The 18,485-nt window shown below is 67.3% G+C and carries 17 protein-coding genes; 13 read left to right on the top strand and 4 right to left on the bottom strand.

Annotated features, from left to right (window positions below; genetic code table 11):
- Window positions 1-41: 41 nt before the first annotated feature.
- The 8 genes from OB2597_RS12930 (at window position 42) to OB2597_RS12895 (ending at window position 8,237) form a co-directional block, all read left to right on the top strand.
- Window positions 42-848 (top strand): N-formylglutamate amidohydrolase, encoded by an 807-nt coding sequence (locus OB2597_RS12930; protein ID WP_009806024.1) that lies wholly within the window; start codon window positions 42-44, stop codon window positions 846-848.
- Window positions 845-1,387, top strand: a complete 543-nt coding sequence (locus tag OB2597_RS12925; RefSeq protein ID WP_009806023.1) for a TRAP transporter small permease subunit — start codon at window positions 845-847, stop codon at window positions 1,385-1,387. Before OB2597_RS12930 ends, OB2597_RS12925 begins: the two co-directional genes overlap by 4 nt.
- The gene (locus OB2597_RS12920) at window positions 1,377-2,705 is read left to right on the top strand and encodes a TRAP transporter large permease (RefSeq protein WP_009806022.1); all 1,329 of its coding nucleotides are present in this window, start codon (window positions 1,377-1,379) and stop codon (window positions 2,703-2,705) included. Before OB2597_RS12925 ends, OB2597_RS12920 begins: the two co-directional genes overlap by 11 nt.
- Window positions 2,706-2,761: 56 nt before the next feature.
- Window positions 2,762-3,799, top strand: a complete 1,038-nt coding sequence (locus OB2597_RS12915; RefSeq protein ID WP_040609330.1) for a TRAP transporter substrate-binding protein — start codon at window positions 2,762-2,764, stop codon at window positions 3,797-3,799.
- Between the two features lie 72 nt (window positions 3,800-3,871).
- A complete protein-coding gene (locus OB2597_RS12910) occupies window positions 3,872-5,236 on the top strand; it encodes a glutamine synthetase family protein (protein ID WP_009806020.1) in 1,365 nt (454 codons plus the stop codon).
- A gap of 2 nt (window positions 5,237-5,238) precedes the next feature.
- A complete protein-coding gene (locus OB2597_RS12905; protein ID WP_009806019.1) occupies window positions 5,239-5,607 on the top strand; it encodes a VOC family protein in 369 nt (122 codons plus the stop codon).
- Window positions 5,600-6,985 carry an aldehyde dehydrogenase family protein gene (locus tag OB2597_RS12900; RefSeq protein ID WP_009806018.1) on the top strand — a complete coding sequence of 462 codons (1,386 nt, stop codon included), beginning with the start codon at window positions 5,600-5,602 and terminating at the stop codon, window positions 6,983-6,985. The genes OB2597_RS12905 and OB2597_RS12900 overlap by 8 nt, the downstream gene beginning before the upstream one ends.
- Window positions 6,986-7,079: 94 nt before the next feature.
- Window positions 7,080-8,237: an iron-containing alcohol dehydrogenase gene (locus tag OB2597_RS12895; RefSeq protein WP_009806017.1), complete on the top strand. Its 1,158-nt coding sequence runs from the start codon at window positions 7,080-7,082 to the stop codon at window positions 8,235-8,237.
- 543 nt (window positions 8,238-8,780) lie between these two features.
- Here the strand turns inward: OB2597_RS12895 and OB2597_RS12890 are convergent.
- Both OB2597_RS12890 and OB2597_RS12885 read right to left on the bottom strand, forming a co-directional pair.
- Window positions 8,781-9,539 (bottom strand): SDR family NAD(P)-dependent oxidoreductase, encoded by a 759-nt coding sequence (locus OB2597_RS12890; RefSeq protein ID WP_009806016.1) that lies wholly within the window; start codon window positions 9,537-9,539, stop codon window positions 8,781-8,783.
- Window positions 9,536-11,383 (bottom strand): feruloyl-CoA synthase, encoded by a 1,848-nt coding sequence (locus tag OB2597_RS12885; protein ID WP_009806015.1) that lies wholly within the window; start codon window positions 11,381-11,383, stop codon window positions 9,536-9,538. Before OB2597_RS12885 ends, OB2597_RS12890 begins: the two co-directional genes overlap by 4 nt.
- Window positions 11,384-11,472: 89 nt before the next feature.
- On the opposite strand from OB2597_RS12885, the gene OB2597_RS12880 reads away from it, so the two are divergent.
- Genes OB2597_RS12880 through OB2597_RS12870 form a run of 3 tightly spaced genes read left to right on the top strand, consistent with a single transcriptional unit; the run spans window position 11,473 to window position 13,609 of the window.
- Window positions 11,473-12,255, top strand: a complete 783-nt coding sequence (locus tag OB2597_RS12880) for a crotonase/enoyl-CoA hydratase family protein (RefSeq protein WP_009806014.1) — start codon at window positions 11,473-11,475, stop codon at window positions 12,253-12,255.
- Entirely contained in the window at window positions 12,252-12,731 is a 480-nt protein-coding gene (locus OB2597_RS12875; protein ID WP_009806013.1) for a MarR family winged helix-turn-helix transcriptional regulator, read from the top strand. Before OB2597_RS12880 ends, OB2597_RS12875 begins: the two co-directional genes overlap by 4 nt.
- Window positions 12,728-13,609, top strand: a complete 882-nt coding sequence (locus OB2597_RS12870) for a 4-hydroxyphenyl-beta-ketoacyl-CoA hydrolase (protein WP_009806012.1) — start codon at window positions 12,728-12,730, stop codon at window positions 13,607-13,609. The genes OB2597_RS12875 and OB2597_RS12870 overlap by 4 nt, the downstream gene beginning before the upstream one ends.
- Before the next feature lie 126 nt (window positions 13,610-13,735).
- Here the strand turns inward: OB2597_RS12870 and acuI are convergent, their stop codons facing one another.
- The gene (gene acuI / locus OB2597_RS12865; RefSeq protein WP_009806011.1) at window positions 13,736-14,731 is read right to left on the bottom strand and encodes an acrylyl-CoA reductase (NADPH); all 996 of its coding nucleotides are present in this window, start codon (window positions 14,729-14,731) and stop codon (window positions 13,736-13,738) included.
- Window positions 14,732-14,852: 121 nt separating this feature from the next.
- Here acuI and OB2597_RS12860 point away from each other — a divergent pair, with 121 nt between their 5' ends.
- A complete protein-coding gene (locus tag OB2597_RS12860; RefSeq protein WP_009806010.1) occupies window positions 14,853-16,013 on the top strand; it encodes a WD40/YVTN/BNR-like repeat-containing protein in 1,161 nt (386 codons plus the stop codon).
- On the opposite strand, the gene OB2597_RS12855 is transcribed toward OB2597_RS12860, so the two are convergent.
- Complete coding sequence (locus OB2597_RS12855) at window positions 16,010-16,465, bottom strand: MarR family winged helix-turn-helix transcriptional regulator (RefSeq protein ID WP_009806009.1); 456 nt, start codon at window positions 16,463-16,465, stop codon at window positions 16,010-16,012. The two genes, OB2597_RS12860 and OB2597_RS12855, sit on opposite strands and share 4 nt — an antisense overlap.
- Window positions 16,466-16,586: 121 nt before the next feature.
- Between OB2597_RS12855 and OB2597_RS12850 the strand changes: the two genes are divergently transcribed.
- Entirely contained in the window at window positions 16,587-18,470 is a 1,884-nt protein-coding gene (locus OB2597_RS12850) for an FAD-binding monooxygenase (protein WP_040609329.1), read from the top strand.
- Window positions 18,471-18,485: the final 15 nt, after the last annotated feature.

Here is an 18,485-nt window from a genome sequence, read left to right as displayed (position 1 = left end):
GTTACAGGATATTTCTTGACAGACCAGAAAAACCTGTAGTGATGATTGCAGGAACGACGCAGGGGGCGAAATTCGTGCAGGGCGAGGCGACAGCGGCAGAGATCATCCGGCCGGAGGGCAAGGCGTCCGTGGTGCTGGTCTGCGAACATGCCTCGAACGCGATCCCGGCGGAATACGGCGATCTCGGGCTCGACGCGGCCGCGCGCACCTCGCACGTGGCCTGGGACATCGGGGCGCGCGACGTCGCGGTGGCGCTGTCGGAGCTGCTGGACGCGCCGTTGGTGGCCGGGCGCCTGTCGCGGCTTCTCTACGATCTCAACCGGCCGTGCGAGGTTGCCTCGGCCGTGCCCGAAACCAGCGAAGTCTTCGACGTGCCGGGCAACCGCGGGTTGAGCGAGGCGCAGCGCCTGGCGCGCTGCCGGGACATCCACGACCCGTTCCACGCGGCGCTGACCCGGCAGGTCGACCGGGCGGTCGCGCAGGCCCCGGGGCCGGTCAGGCTGGTGACGGTGCACAGTTTCACGCCGGTCTACATGGGGCGCGAGCGGGCGGTCGAGATCGGGTTCCTGCATGACGCCGATGACAGCCTCGCGCGGGCCGCGCTGGAGGTCGAGACCCGCAAGGGGGCCTATGTCACCGCGCTGAACGAACCGTATTCCGCGGCGGACGGCGTCACCTATACCCTGGCCAAGCATGGCGAGGCTCGGGGGCTGACCTCGCTGATGATCGAGATCCGCAACGACCTCGTGGCGACGCCCGAGCAGGCCCGCGCGATGGCCCGGCACCTGGCGGACACGCTCCGTTCGGCGCTGAGCGGCGCTCCGGCGCGGCGGGAGGCCACGGGATGAAGGCGATGCGCCGCTATGTCGCGCTGGTCGACGGCTTCAACCACCGGTTGGGGCGGCTGATCATGTACGGCATCTTCGCCCTGATGGGCGTGCTGCTGTGGTCGACCTTTTCCAAGGTGGCGCTGTCGCCGTCGCTCTGGACGCTGGAAATGGCGCAGTTCCTGATGGTCGGCTACTACATCCTCGGCGGACCTTACGCGATACAGATGGGATCGAACGTGCGGATGGACCTTTTCTACGGCGATTTCTCGCCGCGCCGGAAGGCGTGGTTCGACGTCTTCACGGTGTTCTTCCTGCTGGTCTACCTGGGCGTGCTGCTCTGGGGCGGCATCGAAAGCACCCAGTACGCCTTTCAGTACGGCGGAGAGCGCAGTTCCTCGGTCTGGCGGCCCTATCTCTGGCCGATCAAGGTGATCATGTGCATCGGCATCGTGCTGATGCTGCTGCAGGCGGTGTCCGAGCTTTTCAAGGACGTCCTGTTCCTGAAGACCGGAGAGCCGTGGCGCGAGGACCAGAAGGGGCCGGCCGATGCCCTATGAACTGATCGCCATCCTGATGTTCTCGACCATGATGGTGATGCTGTTCACCGGTCAGCGCGTCTTTGGCGCCATCGGCTTTGTCGCCGTGATCTCGGCGGTGCTGCTCTGGGGGGACCGGGGCGGCTACGACATCGGGTTCTCGGCCGCGATCAAGCTGATGCGGTGGTACCCGCTGCTGACCCTGCCGATGTTCATCTTCATGGGCTACGTCATGTCGGAATCGAAGATCGCCGACGACCTCTACAAGATGTTCCACGTCTGGTTCGGCGGCATTTCGGGTGGGCTGGCCATCGGGACGATCGGGCTGATGGTGCTGATCTCGGCGATGAACGGGCTGTCGGTCGCGGGCATGGCCATCGGGGCGACCATCGCCCTGCCGGAGCTTCTGAAACGCGGATACAACAAGATCATGGTGACGGGGGTGATACAGGCGGGATCCTCGCTGGGGATCCTCGTGCCGCCCTCGGTGGTGCTGGTGCTCTACGCGATGATCGCGCGGCAGCCCGTGGGGCAACTCTGGCTGGCGGGGGTGTTGCCGGGGCTGATGATGGCCACGCTCTTCATCATCTACATCGCCGTGCGCTGCCGGCTGAACCCCGAGCTCGGGCCCGTCCTGCCGAAGGAGGAACGCGATGCCGTTACCCTGCGCGAAAAGCTGGCGCTGCTGCGGGCGGGGCTGCTGCCGCTGGTGATCTTCGCGGTGATGATGGTGCCCTTCGTCAACGGCTGGACCTCGCTCGTCGAAAGCTCGGCCGTGGGGGCCATCGCGGCCTTCCTCGCGGCGGTGCTGAAGGGCCGGATGACGCGGGCGGTGTTCGAGACCTGCCTGCGCCAGACCCTCGGCGTGACCTGCATGTTCATGTGGATCATCCTGGCCGCGCTGGCCTTCGGCGCCGTGTTCGACGGGCTGGGCGCGGTCAAGGCGATCGAGACCCTTTTCACCGAGCGGCTGGGGCTGAATCCCTGGGTCATCCTGATCCTGATGCAGCTGTCGTTCCTGGTGATGGGGACGTTCCTCGACGACACGGCGATGCTGGTGATCGTCGCGCCGCTCTATGTGCCGCTGGTGGGGGAGCTTGGGTTCAACCTGATCTGGTACGGCGTGCTCTACACGATCACCTGCCAGATTGCCTACATGACGCCGCCCTTCGGGTATAACCTGTTCCTGATGCGGGCCATGGCGCCGCCCGAAATCGGACTGAGGGACATCTATCGGTCGATCATTCCCTTCGTGGGGGTGATGGTCGTGGCGCTGGCGATCGTGATGGCCTTTCCGCAGATCGCGCTGTGGCTGCCCGAGGTCGTATACTCAAGATGAATCAAGAGGCCGGGGCAACCGGCCCTTCAGACCGAAACCAACAGGAGAGAAAGAAGATGACGACAAGACGTTCATTTCTGAGAGGCGCGGCCACCGCCGTGCCCGCGACACTGGCGGCCCCCGCCATCGTCAAGGCGCAGGATGCCATCCGGTGGCGCTTCCAGACCTATGCCGGCTCGGCGCTCGGCGAACAGGTGACCAAGCCGATCATCGACTACATCAACACCGCCGCCAACGGCGAGCTCGAGATCGAGCTGTTCTACGCGGACCAGATCGTGCCGACCGGAGAGCTTTTCCAGGCGCTCCAGCGCGGGACGATCGACGGGGTGCATTCGGACGACGACTCCATGGCGTCGCCCACGCCGCTGCGCCAGTTCGGCGGGTATTTCCCCTTTGCGACCAAGCACATCCTCGACGTGCCGGTGCTGTTCAACCAGTACGGGCTGAAAGACATCTGGGAAGAGGAATATGCCAAGGTCGGGGTCAAGTGGCTGTCGGCCGCCGGGCAAGACCCGTGCAACTTCAACACCAAGAAAGAGATCACCTCGGTCTCCGATCTCGATGGTCTCAAGCTCTACACCTTCCCGACGGCGGGCCGTTTCCTGGCGCAGTTCGGCGTGGTGCCGATGAACATCCCCTACGAGGATGCCGAGGTCGCGGTGCAGACGGGCGAACTGGACGGGATGGCCTGGTCCGGGATCACCGAGGACTATACCGTCGGCTGGGCGGATGTGACCGATTACTTCCTGACCAACAACATCTCGGGCGCGTGGATCGGGTCGTTCTTCGTGAACGAAGGCCGCTGGGCCGACCTGCCGGATCACCTCAAGTCGCTGGTCATGGCGGCGATCGAGGCCGGCCACACCTACCGCAACCAGTGGTACTGGGGCGGCGAGGCGCGGCTGCGGGCGCAGGGCGACAAGCTGGAACTGCGCACGGTGCCGGCAGCGGAATGGGCCGAGGTCGAGAACGCGGCCAAGGCGTTCTGGGAAGAGGTCGCGCAGGAAGGCGAAGTGCACCAGAAGATCGTCAACATCTTCAAGGAGTACAACTCCGTCATCAACCAGGCAGGCCCGCCGTACACCAACGGCTGAGCCGCCATATCAATGACTTGCAGGGTGGCCCTCACGGGCCGCCCTGTCGCGTGACACGGGAAGGAATGGAACATGCCGGGCAACCTGACAATCGAGACGCTCGAGGAACTGGCCGCGACCGGAGAGATCGACACCGTCCTGGTGGCGCTCGTCGACATGCAGGGGCGGCTGATGGGCAAGCGGTTCCACGTGTCGAACTTCATCGACCACTCGGTCGAGGAAACGCATTGCTGCAACTATCTCCTGGCGACCGACCTCGTGATGTCGACGCCCGACGGCTACAAGTCCACCTCGTGGGAGACGGGCTACGGCGACTATACGCTGAAGCCTGACCTTTCGACGCTGCGCCGTGTGCCCTGGCTGGAAGGGACGGCGCTGGTGCTGGGCGATCTCGAGGATCATCACACGCATGCGCCGGTGCCCCATTCGCCGCGCCAGATGCTGAAGACCCAGGTCGAGCGGCTGGCGGCCATGGGCTACGAGGCCATGATGGCCACCGAGCTGGAGTTCTTCCTGTTCGAAAAGGACTATCGGACCCTGCAGAAGGAAGGCTACCGCGAGCTCGTGCCGCTCTCGGGCCACAACGAGGATTACAACCTCTTCCAGACCACCAAGGAAGAGGGCATCCTGCGGCCCCTGCGCAACCACCTCGTCGGTGCGGGCATCCCGGTCGAGAACACCAAGGGCGAGGCGGAACTGGGCCAGCAGGAACTGAACATCCGCTATGCCGGCGCTCTGGACTGCGCCGATCATCACACCATTGCCAAGCACGCCACCAAGGAGATTGCTTGGCAGAACGGCCGCTCGGCCTCGTTCCTGCCGAAATGGGCCTCGGACAAGGTCGGATCCTCGAGCCACGTTCACATGTCGCTCTGGAAGGACGGCGAGGCCGCGTTCTTCGACAAGGACGACGCGCACGGCATGTCCGGCGTGATGAAGAGCTTTACCGCCGGGCTGCTGAAATATGCCCGGGACTACACCTTCTTCCTCGCCCCCTACATCAACAGCTACAAGCGCTTCGCCAAGGGCACCTTCGCGCCGACCAAGGCGGTCTGGTCCGTCGACAACCGCACCGCCGCCTTCCGGCTCTGCGGCGAGGGGACCAAGGGCGTGCGGATGGAATGCCGGATCGGCGGCTCGGATCTGAACCCCTATCTCGCCCAGGCGGCACTGCTGGCGGCGGGCATCAAGGGTATCGAAGAGGGGCTGGAACTGGCCCCCGCCACCAGAGGCGACGTCTATGACGCCCTGGACGTGACCGAGATCCCCACCTCGCTGCGCGAGGCGACCGAGACGCTGGACGGCTCGTCCCTGCTGCGCGAGGCCTTCGGCGACTTCGTGGTCGACCACTACGTCCGCAACGCGAAATGGGAGCAGGAGGAATACGACCGGGTCGTGACCGACTGGGAAATCGAACGGGGGTTCGAACGGGCCTGATCATGATCGACCGCATCGACCATGTCGTGCTGACCGTCCGGGACATCGAGGCGGCGGTGGCCTTCTATACCCGCGTTCTGGGGGTCGAGGCCGTGACCTTCGCGGGCGGGCGGCGGGCGCTGGCCTTCGGGCAGCAGAAGATCAACCTCCAGACGCTCGGGCAGGAGCAGCGCAACCATGCCTGCATCGGGTCCGGCGATCTCTGCCTGATCACGACCCGGTCGGTGGAGGAGGTGCAGCAGAAGCTCTCGGACGAGGGCGTCGAGGTGGTGGAGGGGCCGGTCGCCAAGTCGGGGGCGCTCGGTCCGATCACCTCGGTCTATTTCAACGATCCCGACGGCAACCTGATCGAAGTGAGCCGCTATGACTGAGACCTTGAAATGTATCTCGCCGATCGACGGATCGGTATTCGCGGAACGTCCCGTGCTGTCGTTCGACGAGGCCACGGCCGTGGCCGAGAGCGCCCGCGCCGCGCAGGCCGCCTGGGCCGCGCGCCCGCTGAAGGAACGCATCGAGCTGGTGATGGCCGGTGTCGCCGCCATCGGCGCGATGAACGACGAGATCGTGCCGGAGCTGGCGAAGATGATGGGCCGGCCGGTGACATACGGCGGCGAGTTCGGCGGGTTCGAGGAACGCGCGACCTACATGGCCGGGATCGCCGAAGAGGCGCTGGCCGATATCGAGGTGGGCGAGGACGCGACCTTCCGGCGCTATATCCGCCGTCTGCCCTGGGGCGTGGTCTTTGTCGTGGCGCCCTGGAACTATCCCTACATGACCGCGATCAACACGGTCGCCCCCGCCCTGATCGCCGGCAACACGGTGGTGCTGAAACACGCGACCCAGACCCTGCTGGTGGGCGAGCGCATGGCGCGGGCCTTCCACGAGGCCGGCGTGCCCGAGGAGGTCTTCCAGAACGTCTTTCTCGACCACGACACGACGGATGCGCTGCTCAAGGCGCGGGCCTTCGATTTCGTCAACTTCACCGGATCGGTCGGCGGGGGCCGGGCGATGGAACGCGCGGCGGCCGGAACCTTCGTGCCCGTCTCGACCGAACTGGGCGGCAAGGACCCGGGCTATGTGATGGAGGATGCGGATATCGATGCCGCCATCGCCACGCTGATGGACGGGGCGCTCTTCAACTCGGGCCAGTGCTGCTGCGGGATCGAGCGGATCTATGTGCATGAGAGCCTCTACGACGCCTTCGTCGAAAAGGCGGTGGCCTTCGCCAAGGCGCTGAAACTCGGCGACCCGCTGGACCCGGAGACCACGATCGGGCCGATGGCGAACGTCCGCTTCGCGCGCACCGTGCGCGACCAGATCGACGCGGCGGTCGCGGCGGGGGCCGTGGCGCATGTTCCGACCGATCCCAGGGACGATGGCGGCGCCTACCTGACGCCGCAGGTGCTGACCGACGTCACGCACGATATGGAGGTCATGCGCGAGGAAAGCTTCGGGCCCGTGGTCGGCATCATGAAGGTCGCCTCCGACGACGAGGCGGTCGCGCTGATGAACGACAGCAAGTTCGGCCTGACCGCGTCGCTCTGGACGCAGGACCTCGATCGGGCGGTGGCCATCGGGGACCGGATCGAGACCGGGACCGTCTTCATGAACCGCGCCGACTATCTCGACCCGGGCCTCTGCTGGACCGGCTGCAAGGAAACGGGGCGCGGCGGCGGATTGTCGGTCATCGGCTACCAGAACCTGACCCGGCCGAAGTCCTACCATCTCAAGCGTTTGAAGAACGCTTGACCCCCGATGATCGCCGATGGCCGGAGAGCGCGCAGCGCGGCAGGGCATCGGCGACGCAACCCTTTCACCAAACGCACAAAGAAAAGGTGACATCATGACTTCCAGCACGTCTCCGGCTGCCAACTGGTCCTACCCCACGGCCATCCGTTTCGGGGCGGGCCGTCTCTCCGAACTGCCGGAGGCCTGCATCGCGGCGGGCATCACCCGCCCGCTGCTGGTGACCGACAAGGGTCTGAAGTCGATGGAGATCACGACGCGCGCGCTCGACATCCTGGATGCGGCGGGTCTGGGGCGCGGGTTCTTCGCCGAGGTCGATCCGAACCCGTCCGAGGTCAACCTCGAGGCCGGGCTCAAGGTCTACCGCGAGGGCGGGCATGACGGGGTGATCGCCTTCGGCGGCGGTTCGGGGCTCGATCTCGGCAAGATGGTCGCCTTCATGGCGGGGCAGTCGCGGCCCGTGTGGGATTTCGAGGACATCGGCGACTGGTGGACGCGCGCGGACCCGGCGGGGATCGCGCCGATCATCGCCGTCCCGACGACCGCCGGGACGGGGTCGGAGGTCGGCCGCGCCTCGGTCATCACGAATTCCGAGACCCATGTGAAGAAGATCATCTTCCACCCCAAGGTCCTTCCGGCGGTGGTGATCTGCGACCCGGAGCTGACGGTCGGGATGCCGAAGCACATCACGGCCGGCACCGGGCTCGATGCCTTCGCGCATTGCGTCGAGGCGTTCAGCAGCCCGCACTACCACCCGATGAGCCATGGCATCGCGCTGGAAGGGATGCGGCTGGTGATCGAGAACCTGCCGCGCGCCTATGCCGACGGCACGGATATCGAGGCCCGGGCGAACATGATGTCGGCGGCGGCCATGGGGGCGGTGGCCTTCCAGAAGGGGCTGGGCGCCATCCACGCGATGAGCCATCCCGTCGGCGCGGTCTACGGCACGCACCACGGCACGACCAACGCGGTCTGCATGCCGGCGGTGCTGGACCTGAACGCCCCGGCGATCCGGGAGAGGTTCGACCGCGCGACCGGCTACCTCGGGATCGAGGGCGGTTTCGCAGGGTTCAGAAGCTTCGTGACCGAGTTCAACGAGGGGTTCGCCATCCCGAAGGGGCTGGGCGAGATGGGCGTGGGGGCGGACCGGATCGACGATCTGGTGGACATGGCGCTTGCGGACCCGTCCTGCGGGGGCAACCCGGTGGAACTGACAAAGGACAACCTGAAGGGGCTGTTCGACGCGGCGATGTGACGGGCCGCGCGGCCGCCGCCCGGGCAGCGGTCGCCGTCCCGCACCGGACGCCTCGCCGGCGCTGCCGCCCCGATTTACGCGCCGCGTCATCCTCGGGCGGGCGCGGGGCTCTCTCGCCGCTGGCGTGCGGCGTGGCCGGAAATGACGGTGGTACGAAGCCCAGGAGATCCTCGGGTCGAGCCCGTGGATCACGTCGGCTTTGGGGCGATACGCTCGCGTCGGACCCGAGGATGACGCAGAGAGGCAGGCGCCGGTCGTGCGGCTCGGGATGGCCGCGAAGCATACGCTCCGACGCTTCTAGAGCTGCCTCTCTCCGAGACCTTCCCTCGGCGTACCGAACCTGTCTTCCGGCCGGCGGTGTCGCCGGGCAGGGCTGCCGCCCGCGGCGGCGCTGCCCTCGTCGCCTCGGACGACCGCCGGACACCGCGGGAAGCGGCTGGGGGTGGCCGGAAGATCCTCGGGTCGGGCCCGAGGATGACGGTGGCATGGGATGGCCGGGATATGCCCGGATCGGCCCCGAGGGTGATGAGGCCTATGCCCCTGTCACTTCGGCGCCATCCGGATCGAGCCGTCGAGGCGGATGACCTCTCCGTTCATGTACTGGTTGCCCACCAGGAACCGGACCGCGTCGGCGAACTCGGCCGGGGTGCCCAGGCGCGAGGGGTAGGGCACCTGCATGCCCAGGCTCTGCTTGGCCTCCTCGGGCAGGCTCGCCAGCAGCGGAGTCTCGAAGATGCCCGGCGCGATCGTGTTCACGCGGACGCCCGAACGGGCCAGTTCGCGGGCGACGGGAAGGGTCATGCCGACGATGCCGCCCTTGGAGGCGGAGTAGGCCGCCTGGCCGATCTGGCCGTCGAAGGCGGCGACCGAGGCGGTGTTGACGATGGCGCCGCGGGCGTTGTCGTCGAGCGGCTCTTTCGCGAGCATGCAGGCGGCGGCCAGACGCATGACGTTGAAGGTGCCGATCAGGTTGACCTTGATCACCGTCTCGAAATTGGCCAGCGGCATCGGGCCGTTGCGGCCGACCATCTTCTCCGGCGGGCCGATGCCGGCGCAGTTCACGACGATCCGGAGCGGCGCCAGCGCGTCGGCCGTATCCACCGCCCGCTGCACGTCCTCCTCGGAGGTCACGTCGCCCGCGGCGGCCGCGCCCGACACCTCCTTCGCCATCGCCTCCGCCGCCTCGGCGTTGCGGTCCAGTACGGTCACCTTGGCGCCCTCGTCCGCCAGCATGCGGGCCACTGCCTGGCCCAGGCCCGAGCCTCCGCCGGTCACCAGTGCTCCGAGTCCTTCGATGTTCATGCGCTTACCTCCCTTTTCGGCAGGATGACGTCGGGGTCATCCTCGGCATACAGTCGTTCCACCAGATCGGCGCGGTGCCGCAGCACGGCGCGCTGGTTAACGGAACCCTTATCAGTCACCTCGCCCTTGTCGAGGTCCAATGGTCGATCCATCAGCATGGCGGCGGTGATCCGTCCCGAGGAACCGCCGGCGGTGCGCCCGTGGTCGGCCAGTTTCCCGGCCACGGCCGCGCGGACGGCGGGGTCGCGCGTCACGCCGGTCGCGGGGGTGCCGGGCGCCGCGATCCTGGCCAGCCGGGCCATGTCGGGCACCAGCAGGGCGGTCAGCCGGTCGCGGTTCTCGCCCACGATCACCGCATCCGAGGCGAGGCCGCCCATCTGGTCGACCAGTTTCGCGCGCAGGGCGCCGACCGCGACCCAGGTGCCGGTCTGGAGCTTGAAGTTCTCGGCGATCCGGCCGTCGAAGAAGAAGCCCCGGGCGGGATTGCCCGGTTCGGCGAAACGCAGGGCGTCGCCCAGCATGTAAAAGCCTTCCTGGTCGAAGGCCTCGGCGGTCATCTCGGGATTGCGCCAATAGCCGGGCGTGACGTTCGGCCCCTTGATCCGCACCTCGAGCTTGTCCTCGACCGGTACGAGTTTCATGATCACGCCCTGCGAGGGGATGCCCACGTTGCCCGGTCCGGGCTGGGGATCGGTGCAATAGAGCGAAAAGGGCGCCGTCTCGGTCGAGCCGAGGCCGGTCGACATCAGCACCCTGTGGCCGACCGTCTGCTCGGCCAGCTCTTCAAGCCGCGTCCAGGTGTGCTGGGCCAGGCCCGCGCCTGCATACATCATGTGCTTGAGATCGCGGAAGAAGCTCTCGCGCAGGGCGTCGTCGGTCTCCATGGCCCTGGCCAGCGCCTCGAACCCGGCAGGGACCGTGAGGTGCCAGTTCGGAGAGATTTCGCGCAGGTTGCGGATCGTCTCGGCCATGCCGCCGGGCGTCGGCTTGCCGTGGTCGATGTAGTAGGTGCCGCCGTTGTAGAGCACCATGTTGAAGACCTTGTTGCCGGCGGCGGTGTGGCTCCAGGGAAGCCAGTTGACCACGACCGGCGGCTCCTCCCGCAGGAAGGCGTAGCAATCGGCGACGATCTCCTGGTTCGAGGTCAGCATCCGGTTGGTCTGGATGACGGCCTTGGGCGTACCGGTGGTGCCGGAGGTGAAGAGGAACTTGACCACCGACTCGGGCCCGGTCGCCGCATGGGCCGCCGAGACCGCATCCGTCGGTTCGGTGTCGATCCCGGACCAGAGGGCGGTCTCGCGTCCCGTCACCCGGCCTTCGGCGGTGATGACGAGGACGTCCTCGGGCAGGGCCGTGAGGATCGCGTCCTCGAAGGGCGCCGCCTGCTGGGCGAAGACGGCGCCGGGGGTGATCTGGGCCGCGATGCCCCTCAGCTTGGCGAAATCCGAAGCCACGAGCGAATAGGCCGGAGAGATCGCCGCCGAGGGGATGCCGACATACTGGGCCGAAAGCGCGATCATCGCGTGTTCCAGCGTGTTCTCCGACAGGATCATCAGTGGCCGTTCGACCGAGAGGTTCCGATCGAGAAGCCACTGCCCTACCCGGCGCACGGTCGCGGCCAGGTCGCCATAGGTGACCCGCCGCCAGTCGTCGCCGTCGCGGTCCGCCATCCAGACCGCCTCGGGCGTCTTTTCGGCCCAATGGTCGATCAGGTCGGTCATCCGGTCGGGGTAGGGGGCGATCGGGTCGTCGCGCCAGATCAGCCAGGTGCCGTCGGGCCGTTCCTCCCATCTCAGGGCAGGATTCCAGAGCTTGGCCTGACGATATCCGGGTGCATTGGCCATATCGGCCCTCCTCCGATCGAGCACGAGAATTTTGTTTACAAGGAAACAGTTTTCTGGGAAACAATCAAGGTGAAAGTGAGGAGAGCGTCATGTCCGACAGCGAAATCGTCCGCTACGAACTTGATGGTGAGGTCGCGGTCATCACCCTGAACCGCCCGGAAAAGCGCAATGCCGTCAGCGACCGGCTGATCCGTGCCCTCGCCGATGCGGTGACCCGGGCGCAGACCGAGGCGAAGGCCGCCGTCATCTGCGGCGCGGGCAAGCATTTCTGCGCCGGGCTGGATCTGGGCGAACACGTCAAGCGGACGCCGATCGAGGGCGTGCACCATTCGCGTGGCTGGCACGCCGTCTTCGAGACGATCGAGGCGGGCCGGATCCCGTTCTTCAGCGCCCTGCACGGCGCGGTGGTCGGGGGCGGGCTGGAACTGGCCGCCGCAACCCATATCCGCGTCGCCGATGCCACGACCTTCTTCGCGCTGCCCGAGGGGACGCGGGGGATCTTCGTCGGCGGCGGCGGGTCGGTGCGCGTCGGTCGGCTGACCGGCGTCGCGCGGATGACGGACATGATGCTGACAGGGCGCACCGTCTCGGCCGAGCAGGGCGAGCAGTGGAACCTCTGCCAGTACGTGGTCGGCGCGGGCGAGGCAAAGTCCTTTGCCATCGACCTCGCGCGGAAGGCGGCGCAGAATGCCGAGATGTCCAACTATGCGATCATCCACGCGCTGCCGCGTGTCGAAGACATGTCACGGGCGGACGGGCTGTTCCTGGAAAGCTTCGTGGCGTCGATGGCCGCCTCGTCGCCCGAGGCCGAAGAGCGGCTGAACGCCTTTCTCGACAAGACCGCGGCCCGGCTGTCGCACCCCTCCACGTGACCCGCGAAAAGCCGGTGGCCGTGCCGGACGAAACGGGGGGGATCGACCTCGGGCCGCTCGCCGACTCGCTCGGGTTCCTGTTCCGCGTCGGGCAGGTCGAGGTGTTCGAGATGTTCTTCGAACAGCTGGGCAAGCTCGGGCTGAAGCCGGGCGAGTTCTCGGTGCTCTGGGTTCTCCACCTCAATCCACGCGTGCGCCAGGGGGCCGTGGCCGACACGCTGCGGATCAAGCGGGCGCACATGACCAAGCTGGTGCGCACCTTCGAGGAAGAGGGGCTGATCACGCGCGCCATTCCCGATGACGACCGCCGCGGGATCGAACTCAGCCTGACCGCGGCCGGCAACGCCTTTGTGCAGGACCACGCGGAGGCGTTCTTTGCCACCGCCCGAAGTGAGACCGACCGGCTGTCGCCGGACGAGGCGCAGGAGCTGATCCGGCTGATGCAGAAATTCACCCGCCTTGGAGGAGAGACATGAACTTTGACGATCTGGTCGCCATCGACATCCACACCCATGCCGAAGAGCCCTGCAACCACCACCGCGACGATGGTTACAACGAATTCCAGGCCGGCATGGCCAGGTACTTCCGCAACCCCGCCGGGGCCGAGGGGATGTTGCCGACCGTGCCGCAGACCGCGGAGTATTTCCGCGAACGCAAGATCGGCGCGGTGATCTTTCCGGTCGATGCGGAACGCGAGACGGGCTTTCGCCGCTATTCCAACGAAGAGGTCGCGCAGCTCTGTGCCGAGAATGACGACATCCTGATCCCCTTCGCCTCGATCGATCCGCACAAGGGCAAGGCCGGCGTGCGCGAGGTGCGGCGGCTGGTGAAGGATTTCGGCGTCCGGGGCTTCAAGTTCCACCCGACGATGCAGGGGTTCTGGCCGAACGATTACAAGCTCGTCTACAAGATGTACGAGGCCATCGAGGAGGAAGGCGCCATCGCGCTTTTCCATACCGGGCAGACCGGCGTGGGCTCGGGGATGCGGGGCGGCATGGGGATGCGGCTGAAGTATTCCAACCCGGTGCATGTCGACGACGTGGCCGTGGATTTCCCGGACCTCAAGATCATCCTCGCGCATCCGTCCTTTCCCTGGACGGAAGAGGGGCTGATGGTCGCGCAGCACAAGCCGAACGTCTATATCGACATGTCCGGCTGGTCCCCCAAGTACTTTCCCGAGATCTTCATCAAATACGCGAACTCGATCCTGAAGAAGAAGATGCTCTTCGGATCGGACTGGCCCGCGATCACGCCCGACCGGTGGCTGAAGGACTTCGAGGAGATCGGGATCAAGGACGAGGTGCGACCGCTGATCCTCAAGGAAAACGCGATGCGGCTGCTGGGCGCCGCCTGAGCCGCGTTCCTCCTGTTCCGCCTGTTTCGCGGGCGAAACCCGTTCGCGCAACACCCGGTTCGCGCAACACCAGCGGCGCGGAACGGGCGGGGTGTCCGGCAGTCCGGGACCGCCGGACGGTGCCGCTCAGTCGATGTCGAAGACGAGGCGGCCGCGGACCTTGCCGGCGATCAGGTCGTCCGCCAGCGACTCGACCTCGCGGATATCCGCCGATTGTGTGATCTCGGCCAGTTTCGCCCGGTCGAGTTGCTTGTCCAGCAGGGCCCAGGCGGCCTCGCGGCGGGCCTTGGGCGCCATCACGCTGTCGACACCGGCCAGGGTCACGCCCCGCAGGATGAAGGGCATGACGGTCGCGGGCAGGTCGAAGCCCTGCGCCAGGCCGCAGGCGGCGACGGTGCCGTCGTACTTGATCTTGGAGAGGACATTCGCCAGCGTCGTGCTGCCGACGGAGTCGATGGCCCCGGCATACAGTTCCTTGTCCAGCGGGCGGCCCTTTTCCGACAGGGTGTTGCGATCGACGATCTCGGTCGCGCCCAGCCCCTTCAGATAGGCCTCTTCCTCGGTCCGCCCGGTCGAGGCGGCGACGGTGAAGCCGAGCGCGGCGAGCAGCGAGATCGCCACCGATCCCACACCGCCCGAGGCGCCGGTGACCAGGATCGTGCCGTCCTCGGGGGTCAGCCCCGCGTCCTGAAGGCGCTGGACGCAGAGCGCGGCGGTGTAGCCGGCCGTGCCGAGCGCCATGCATTGCGCGCCGCTCAGCCCCTCGGGTTTCTTCAGCAGCCAGTCGGATTTCATCCGGGCGTATTTGCCGTAGCCGCCCCAGTGGACTTCGCCCACGCCCCAGCCGTTCATGATGACCTCGTCGCCGACCTTGTAGTCGGGGCTGTCCGAGGCCGTCACCTCGCCTGCGATGTCGATGCCGGGAACCATGGGGAACCTGCGGACCACCGGGCTCTTGCCGGTGATGGCCAGCGCGTCCTTGTAGTTCATCGTGGTGTGGCGGACGCGGATGGTGACGTCGCCCTCGGGCAGGTCGTCGGTCGAGACCGTGGTCCAGCCGCCGGACTGGGTCTTGGTCTCTTCGTCGCGGGTGATGACATAGGCGTCGAACGTTTCGGACATGGCGGTTCTCCTCTTTCAGCGGTGGTTAGCGCGTTCGCGCAGCGCCGTCGAGTCGGAGTGTCGCCGCTATGCGGACAGGGGCGGGGATGGTAGGATCGCCGCGACGCGCAGGGGATCGATCATGACGACGACCGGGCTGACACTTCTCATCGGAACCACCAAAGGGGCCTTCCTGATCGACGGCGGGGCGGAGCGGTCCGGCTGGTCGGTGCGGGGTCCGTTCTGCAACGGCTGGACGATCAATCACGTGGTGGGCGATCCCGATACGGGGACGATCTGGGCGGGTGGCGGCGGGGATTTCTTCGGCGCCGGGGTCTGGCGGTCATCGGATGGTGGCGCCAGCTGGGACCTCGCCAAGCTGACGAAGGGGCAGATGGACGACTGGGCGGCCAACGATCCGGAGTTCGCCGCGATGACGGGCTGGACCGGGACCCAGGCGCCCTTCGGCGAGGATTTCGTGCAGGTCTGGTCGCTGCATTCCTCGGCCGGCGCGGTCTATGCGGGAACCAAGCCCGCCGCCCTGCTGACCAGTCGGGACGGCGGCGAAAGCTGGGAGAAACTCGAGGCGCTGACCCACCACCCCTCGGCCGGAAGCTGGAACCCCGGCGCGGCGGGGCTGGTGCTGCATACCATCGTCTCCACTCCGCACGATCCGGCGAAACTGTGGGTCGGGATCTCTGCCGCCGGGGTCTTCGCCTCCGAAGACGGAGGCGCCAGCTGGGAGCGGCGGAACCGGCTGGCCAATGCGGGGGCCTGTGCCGATCACGCTCATCCCGCCGGGCCGTCCGGGGGCGAAATCGGCCATTGCGTGCACAACATGGTGCGCGCGGCCGGAGAGGGCGACCTGCTCTACCAGCAGAACCATCACGGCGTCTGGCGGTCGCGCGACGGCGGCCGGAACTGGGACGACATCACCGCGGGGCTGCCCTCGACCTTCGGCTTTCCGATCAACGTGCATCCGCGCGACCCGGAGGTGATATGGACCCTGCCGCTGAACGGCGACATGGCGGGCCGGTTCCCGCCCGGCGCGGCGGCCGCGGTCTGGAAATCGGAGGATGGGGGCGACAGCTGGTCGGCGCGGCGGGCGGGGCTGCCGCAGACGGGGTGTTTCTTCACCGTGTTGCGCCAGGCCATGGCCGGGGACGGGCGCGATCCGGCGGGCGTCTATTTCGGCACGAACAGCGGATCGGTCTTCGGCAGCCTGGACGAGGGGGAGACCTGGGACGAGCTGGCGCGGCATCTGCCGACGGTCCTGTCGGTCGAGGTGCTCGACCGGGCCTAGCCGTCCGGACCGTCGAGAGGCGCGGCCTTGGCCGCCAGCCGGACGAATTCCGCGTATTCCTTGGCGGTGAGGCCGGGCAGGATGTCGGCCTGCAGCGCCTGAACCAGCGGGTCGAGGCGGTCGACCATCGCGCGCCCCGCATCGGTCAGCGCCAGTTCCCGTGCCCGCTTGTCCCGGCGGCTGACCGCCCGTTCGATCAGGCCCTTCTGTTCCAGGCGGTCGAGGACGGCGCCGACGGTGGCGCGGTCCTTGGCGATGGCCTGGGCGAGGCCCGCCTGGTCGATGCCGGCATTTTCGCGCAGCGCGTCGAGCGCCACGAACTGGACCGGGGTCAGGTCGTACCCCGCCTCGCGCATCCGGTCCGCGAAGACCCTGGTGGACCGCTGGTGCAGCCGCCGGATCAGGTGACCGGGGAGACTGGCGCTTCTGGTGGTGATCCGATCCTGGGTCATCCCCGGAATTATTCACCGATCGCGGGGGAGCACAACCGGGTGGTGCGGGGGCCTGCCGCTCCGGTTGACGCGGGACGGTCCGCTATTTAGTAAGTGTACATATCTATTTTGGGAGGTGGCGGTGCAATATCATCTGAACGGTTTCCGTCCCGGCGATCCCGAGCTTGACGATCCGGCGCCCGGCCGCGAGGTGCAGGGGCCTCTGCCGGACGAGGTCGACGTGCTGATCGTCGGATGCGGCCCGGCGGGGCTGACGCTGGCGGCCCAGCTGTCGCGGTTTCCCGAGATCACCACGCGGATCGTCGAGCGCAAGCCGGGCCCGATCGAACGGGGGCAGGCCGACGGGATCTCGTGCCGCTCGATGGAGATGTTCAACGCCTTCGGTTTCGCCGACACCGTCATGCGGCAGGGGTATCAGGTCAACGAGACGACCTTCTGGAAGTCGGGGCCGGGCGGGGGCGCGCCGCTGGAACGGATCGGCCGGGTGCAGGATGTCGAGGACGGGTTGTCCGAGATGCCGCACATGATCCTGAACCAGGCGCGGGTCCACGACATGTACCTGGAGGTGATGCGGAAATCCGCGTCGCGACTGCGTCCGGACTACGGGATGGAGTTCCTCGGGCTGAACGTCGCCGAAACGGACGAGCATCCGGTGAAGGTCCGGTTGCGCGACATCGCGGGCGACCAGGACCGGACGGTTGCGGCGCGGTACGTGGTGGGGTGCGACGGCGCGCGCAGCGGCGTGCGCGGAGCGATCGGTCGGGCACTGTCGGGGGACAGCGCCAATCAGGCCTGGGGGGTCATGGATGTCCTGGCGGTGAGCGATTTCCCGGACATGCGGTGCAAGACGCTGATCCAGTCGGCGGCCGAGGGCAACGTGCTGATCATCCCGCGCGAGGGCGGTTATCTCGTCCGGCTCTATATCGAGATGGACAAGCTGGCGGAAGGCGAGCGGGTCTCGGGCCGGAACATCACCGTGGATCACCTGATCGCGGCGGCGCAGCGGATCTTCTCGCCCTACCGGTTCGAGGTGAAGGACGTGGTCTGGTGGTCCGTCTACGAGATCGGGCAACGACTGACCGACCGGTTCGACGATACCTCAGGAGACGAGGTTCCCGGGCGCCTGCCGCGTGTCTTCATCGCCGGCGACGCCTGCCATACGCACAGCCCCAAGGCGGGGCAGGGGATGAACGTCTCGATGGGTGACGCGTTCAACCTGGGCTGGAAACTGGCGTCGGTCCTGACCGGGCGCGCGGATCCGGAGATCCTGCGCAGCTACTCGGCCGAGCGGCAGGCCGTGGCGCAGGACCTGATCGACTTCGACCGGGAATGGGCACGCATCATGAGTGCGCGTCCCGCGGCGGATGACGGTGGCGCCACGCCGGAATTCCAGCGCTATTTCATCGAGCACGGGCGCTATACCGCGGGCATGTCGGTGACCTACCGTGCCTCGCCGCTGACCGGGGGGCCGGAGCATCAGGCGCTGGCTCCGGGCTTCGGCATCGGAACCCGGTTTCACTCGGCGCCCGTGATCCGCCTGGCCGACGCCAAGCCGATGGAGCTGGGTCACGTCATCCGGGCCGACGCGCGCTGGCGGGTCTTTGCCTTCTGCGGCTCGGGCCGGGCGGGGGACCTCGCCGATCTGTGCGGGTTCCTCGACGCCGCGGCGGCCTCGCCGCTGCGACGGTTCCGCCGCGAGGGGGAGGATGTGGACGCGCTGATCGATCTGCGCGCGGTGCTGCAACAGCCGTTCCGCGAGGTCGACTGGGGCGCGCTGCCCGGCTTGCTCAGGCCGGCCAAGGGGCGATACGGGCTGATCGACTACGAAAAGGTGTTCTGTGCGGATACCGCGCCGGGGCGCGACATCTTCGATCTGCGCGGCATCGACCGCGACGAGGGTGCGGTGGTGGTGGTGCGGCCGGACCAGTACGTCGCGCATGTCCTGCCGATGGACGCGCACGACGCCCTGGCGGCGTTCTTCGGCGGCTTTTTGGTGCCCGGGTAGCCGGGACAGCTCTGC

Origin of the sequence: Pseudooceanicola batsensis HTCC2597 (assembly GCF_000152725.1) — a bacterium.
GTDB classification, from domain to species: Bacteria; Pseudomonadota; Alphaproteobacteria; order Rhodobacterales; family Rhodobacteraceae; genus Pseudooceanicola; species Pseudooceanicola batsensis.
The sequence above is the reverse complement of the archived record's forward strand: the minus strand, read 5'-3'. Positions and strand labels throughout refer to the sequence as shown.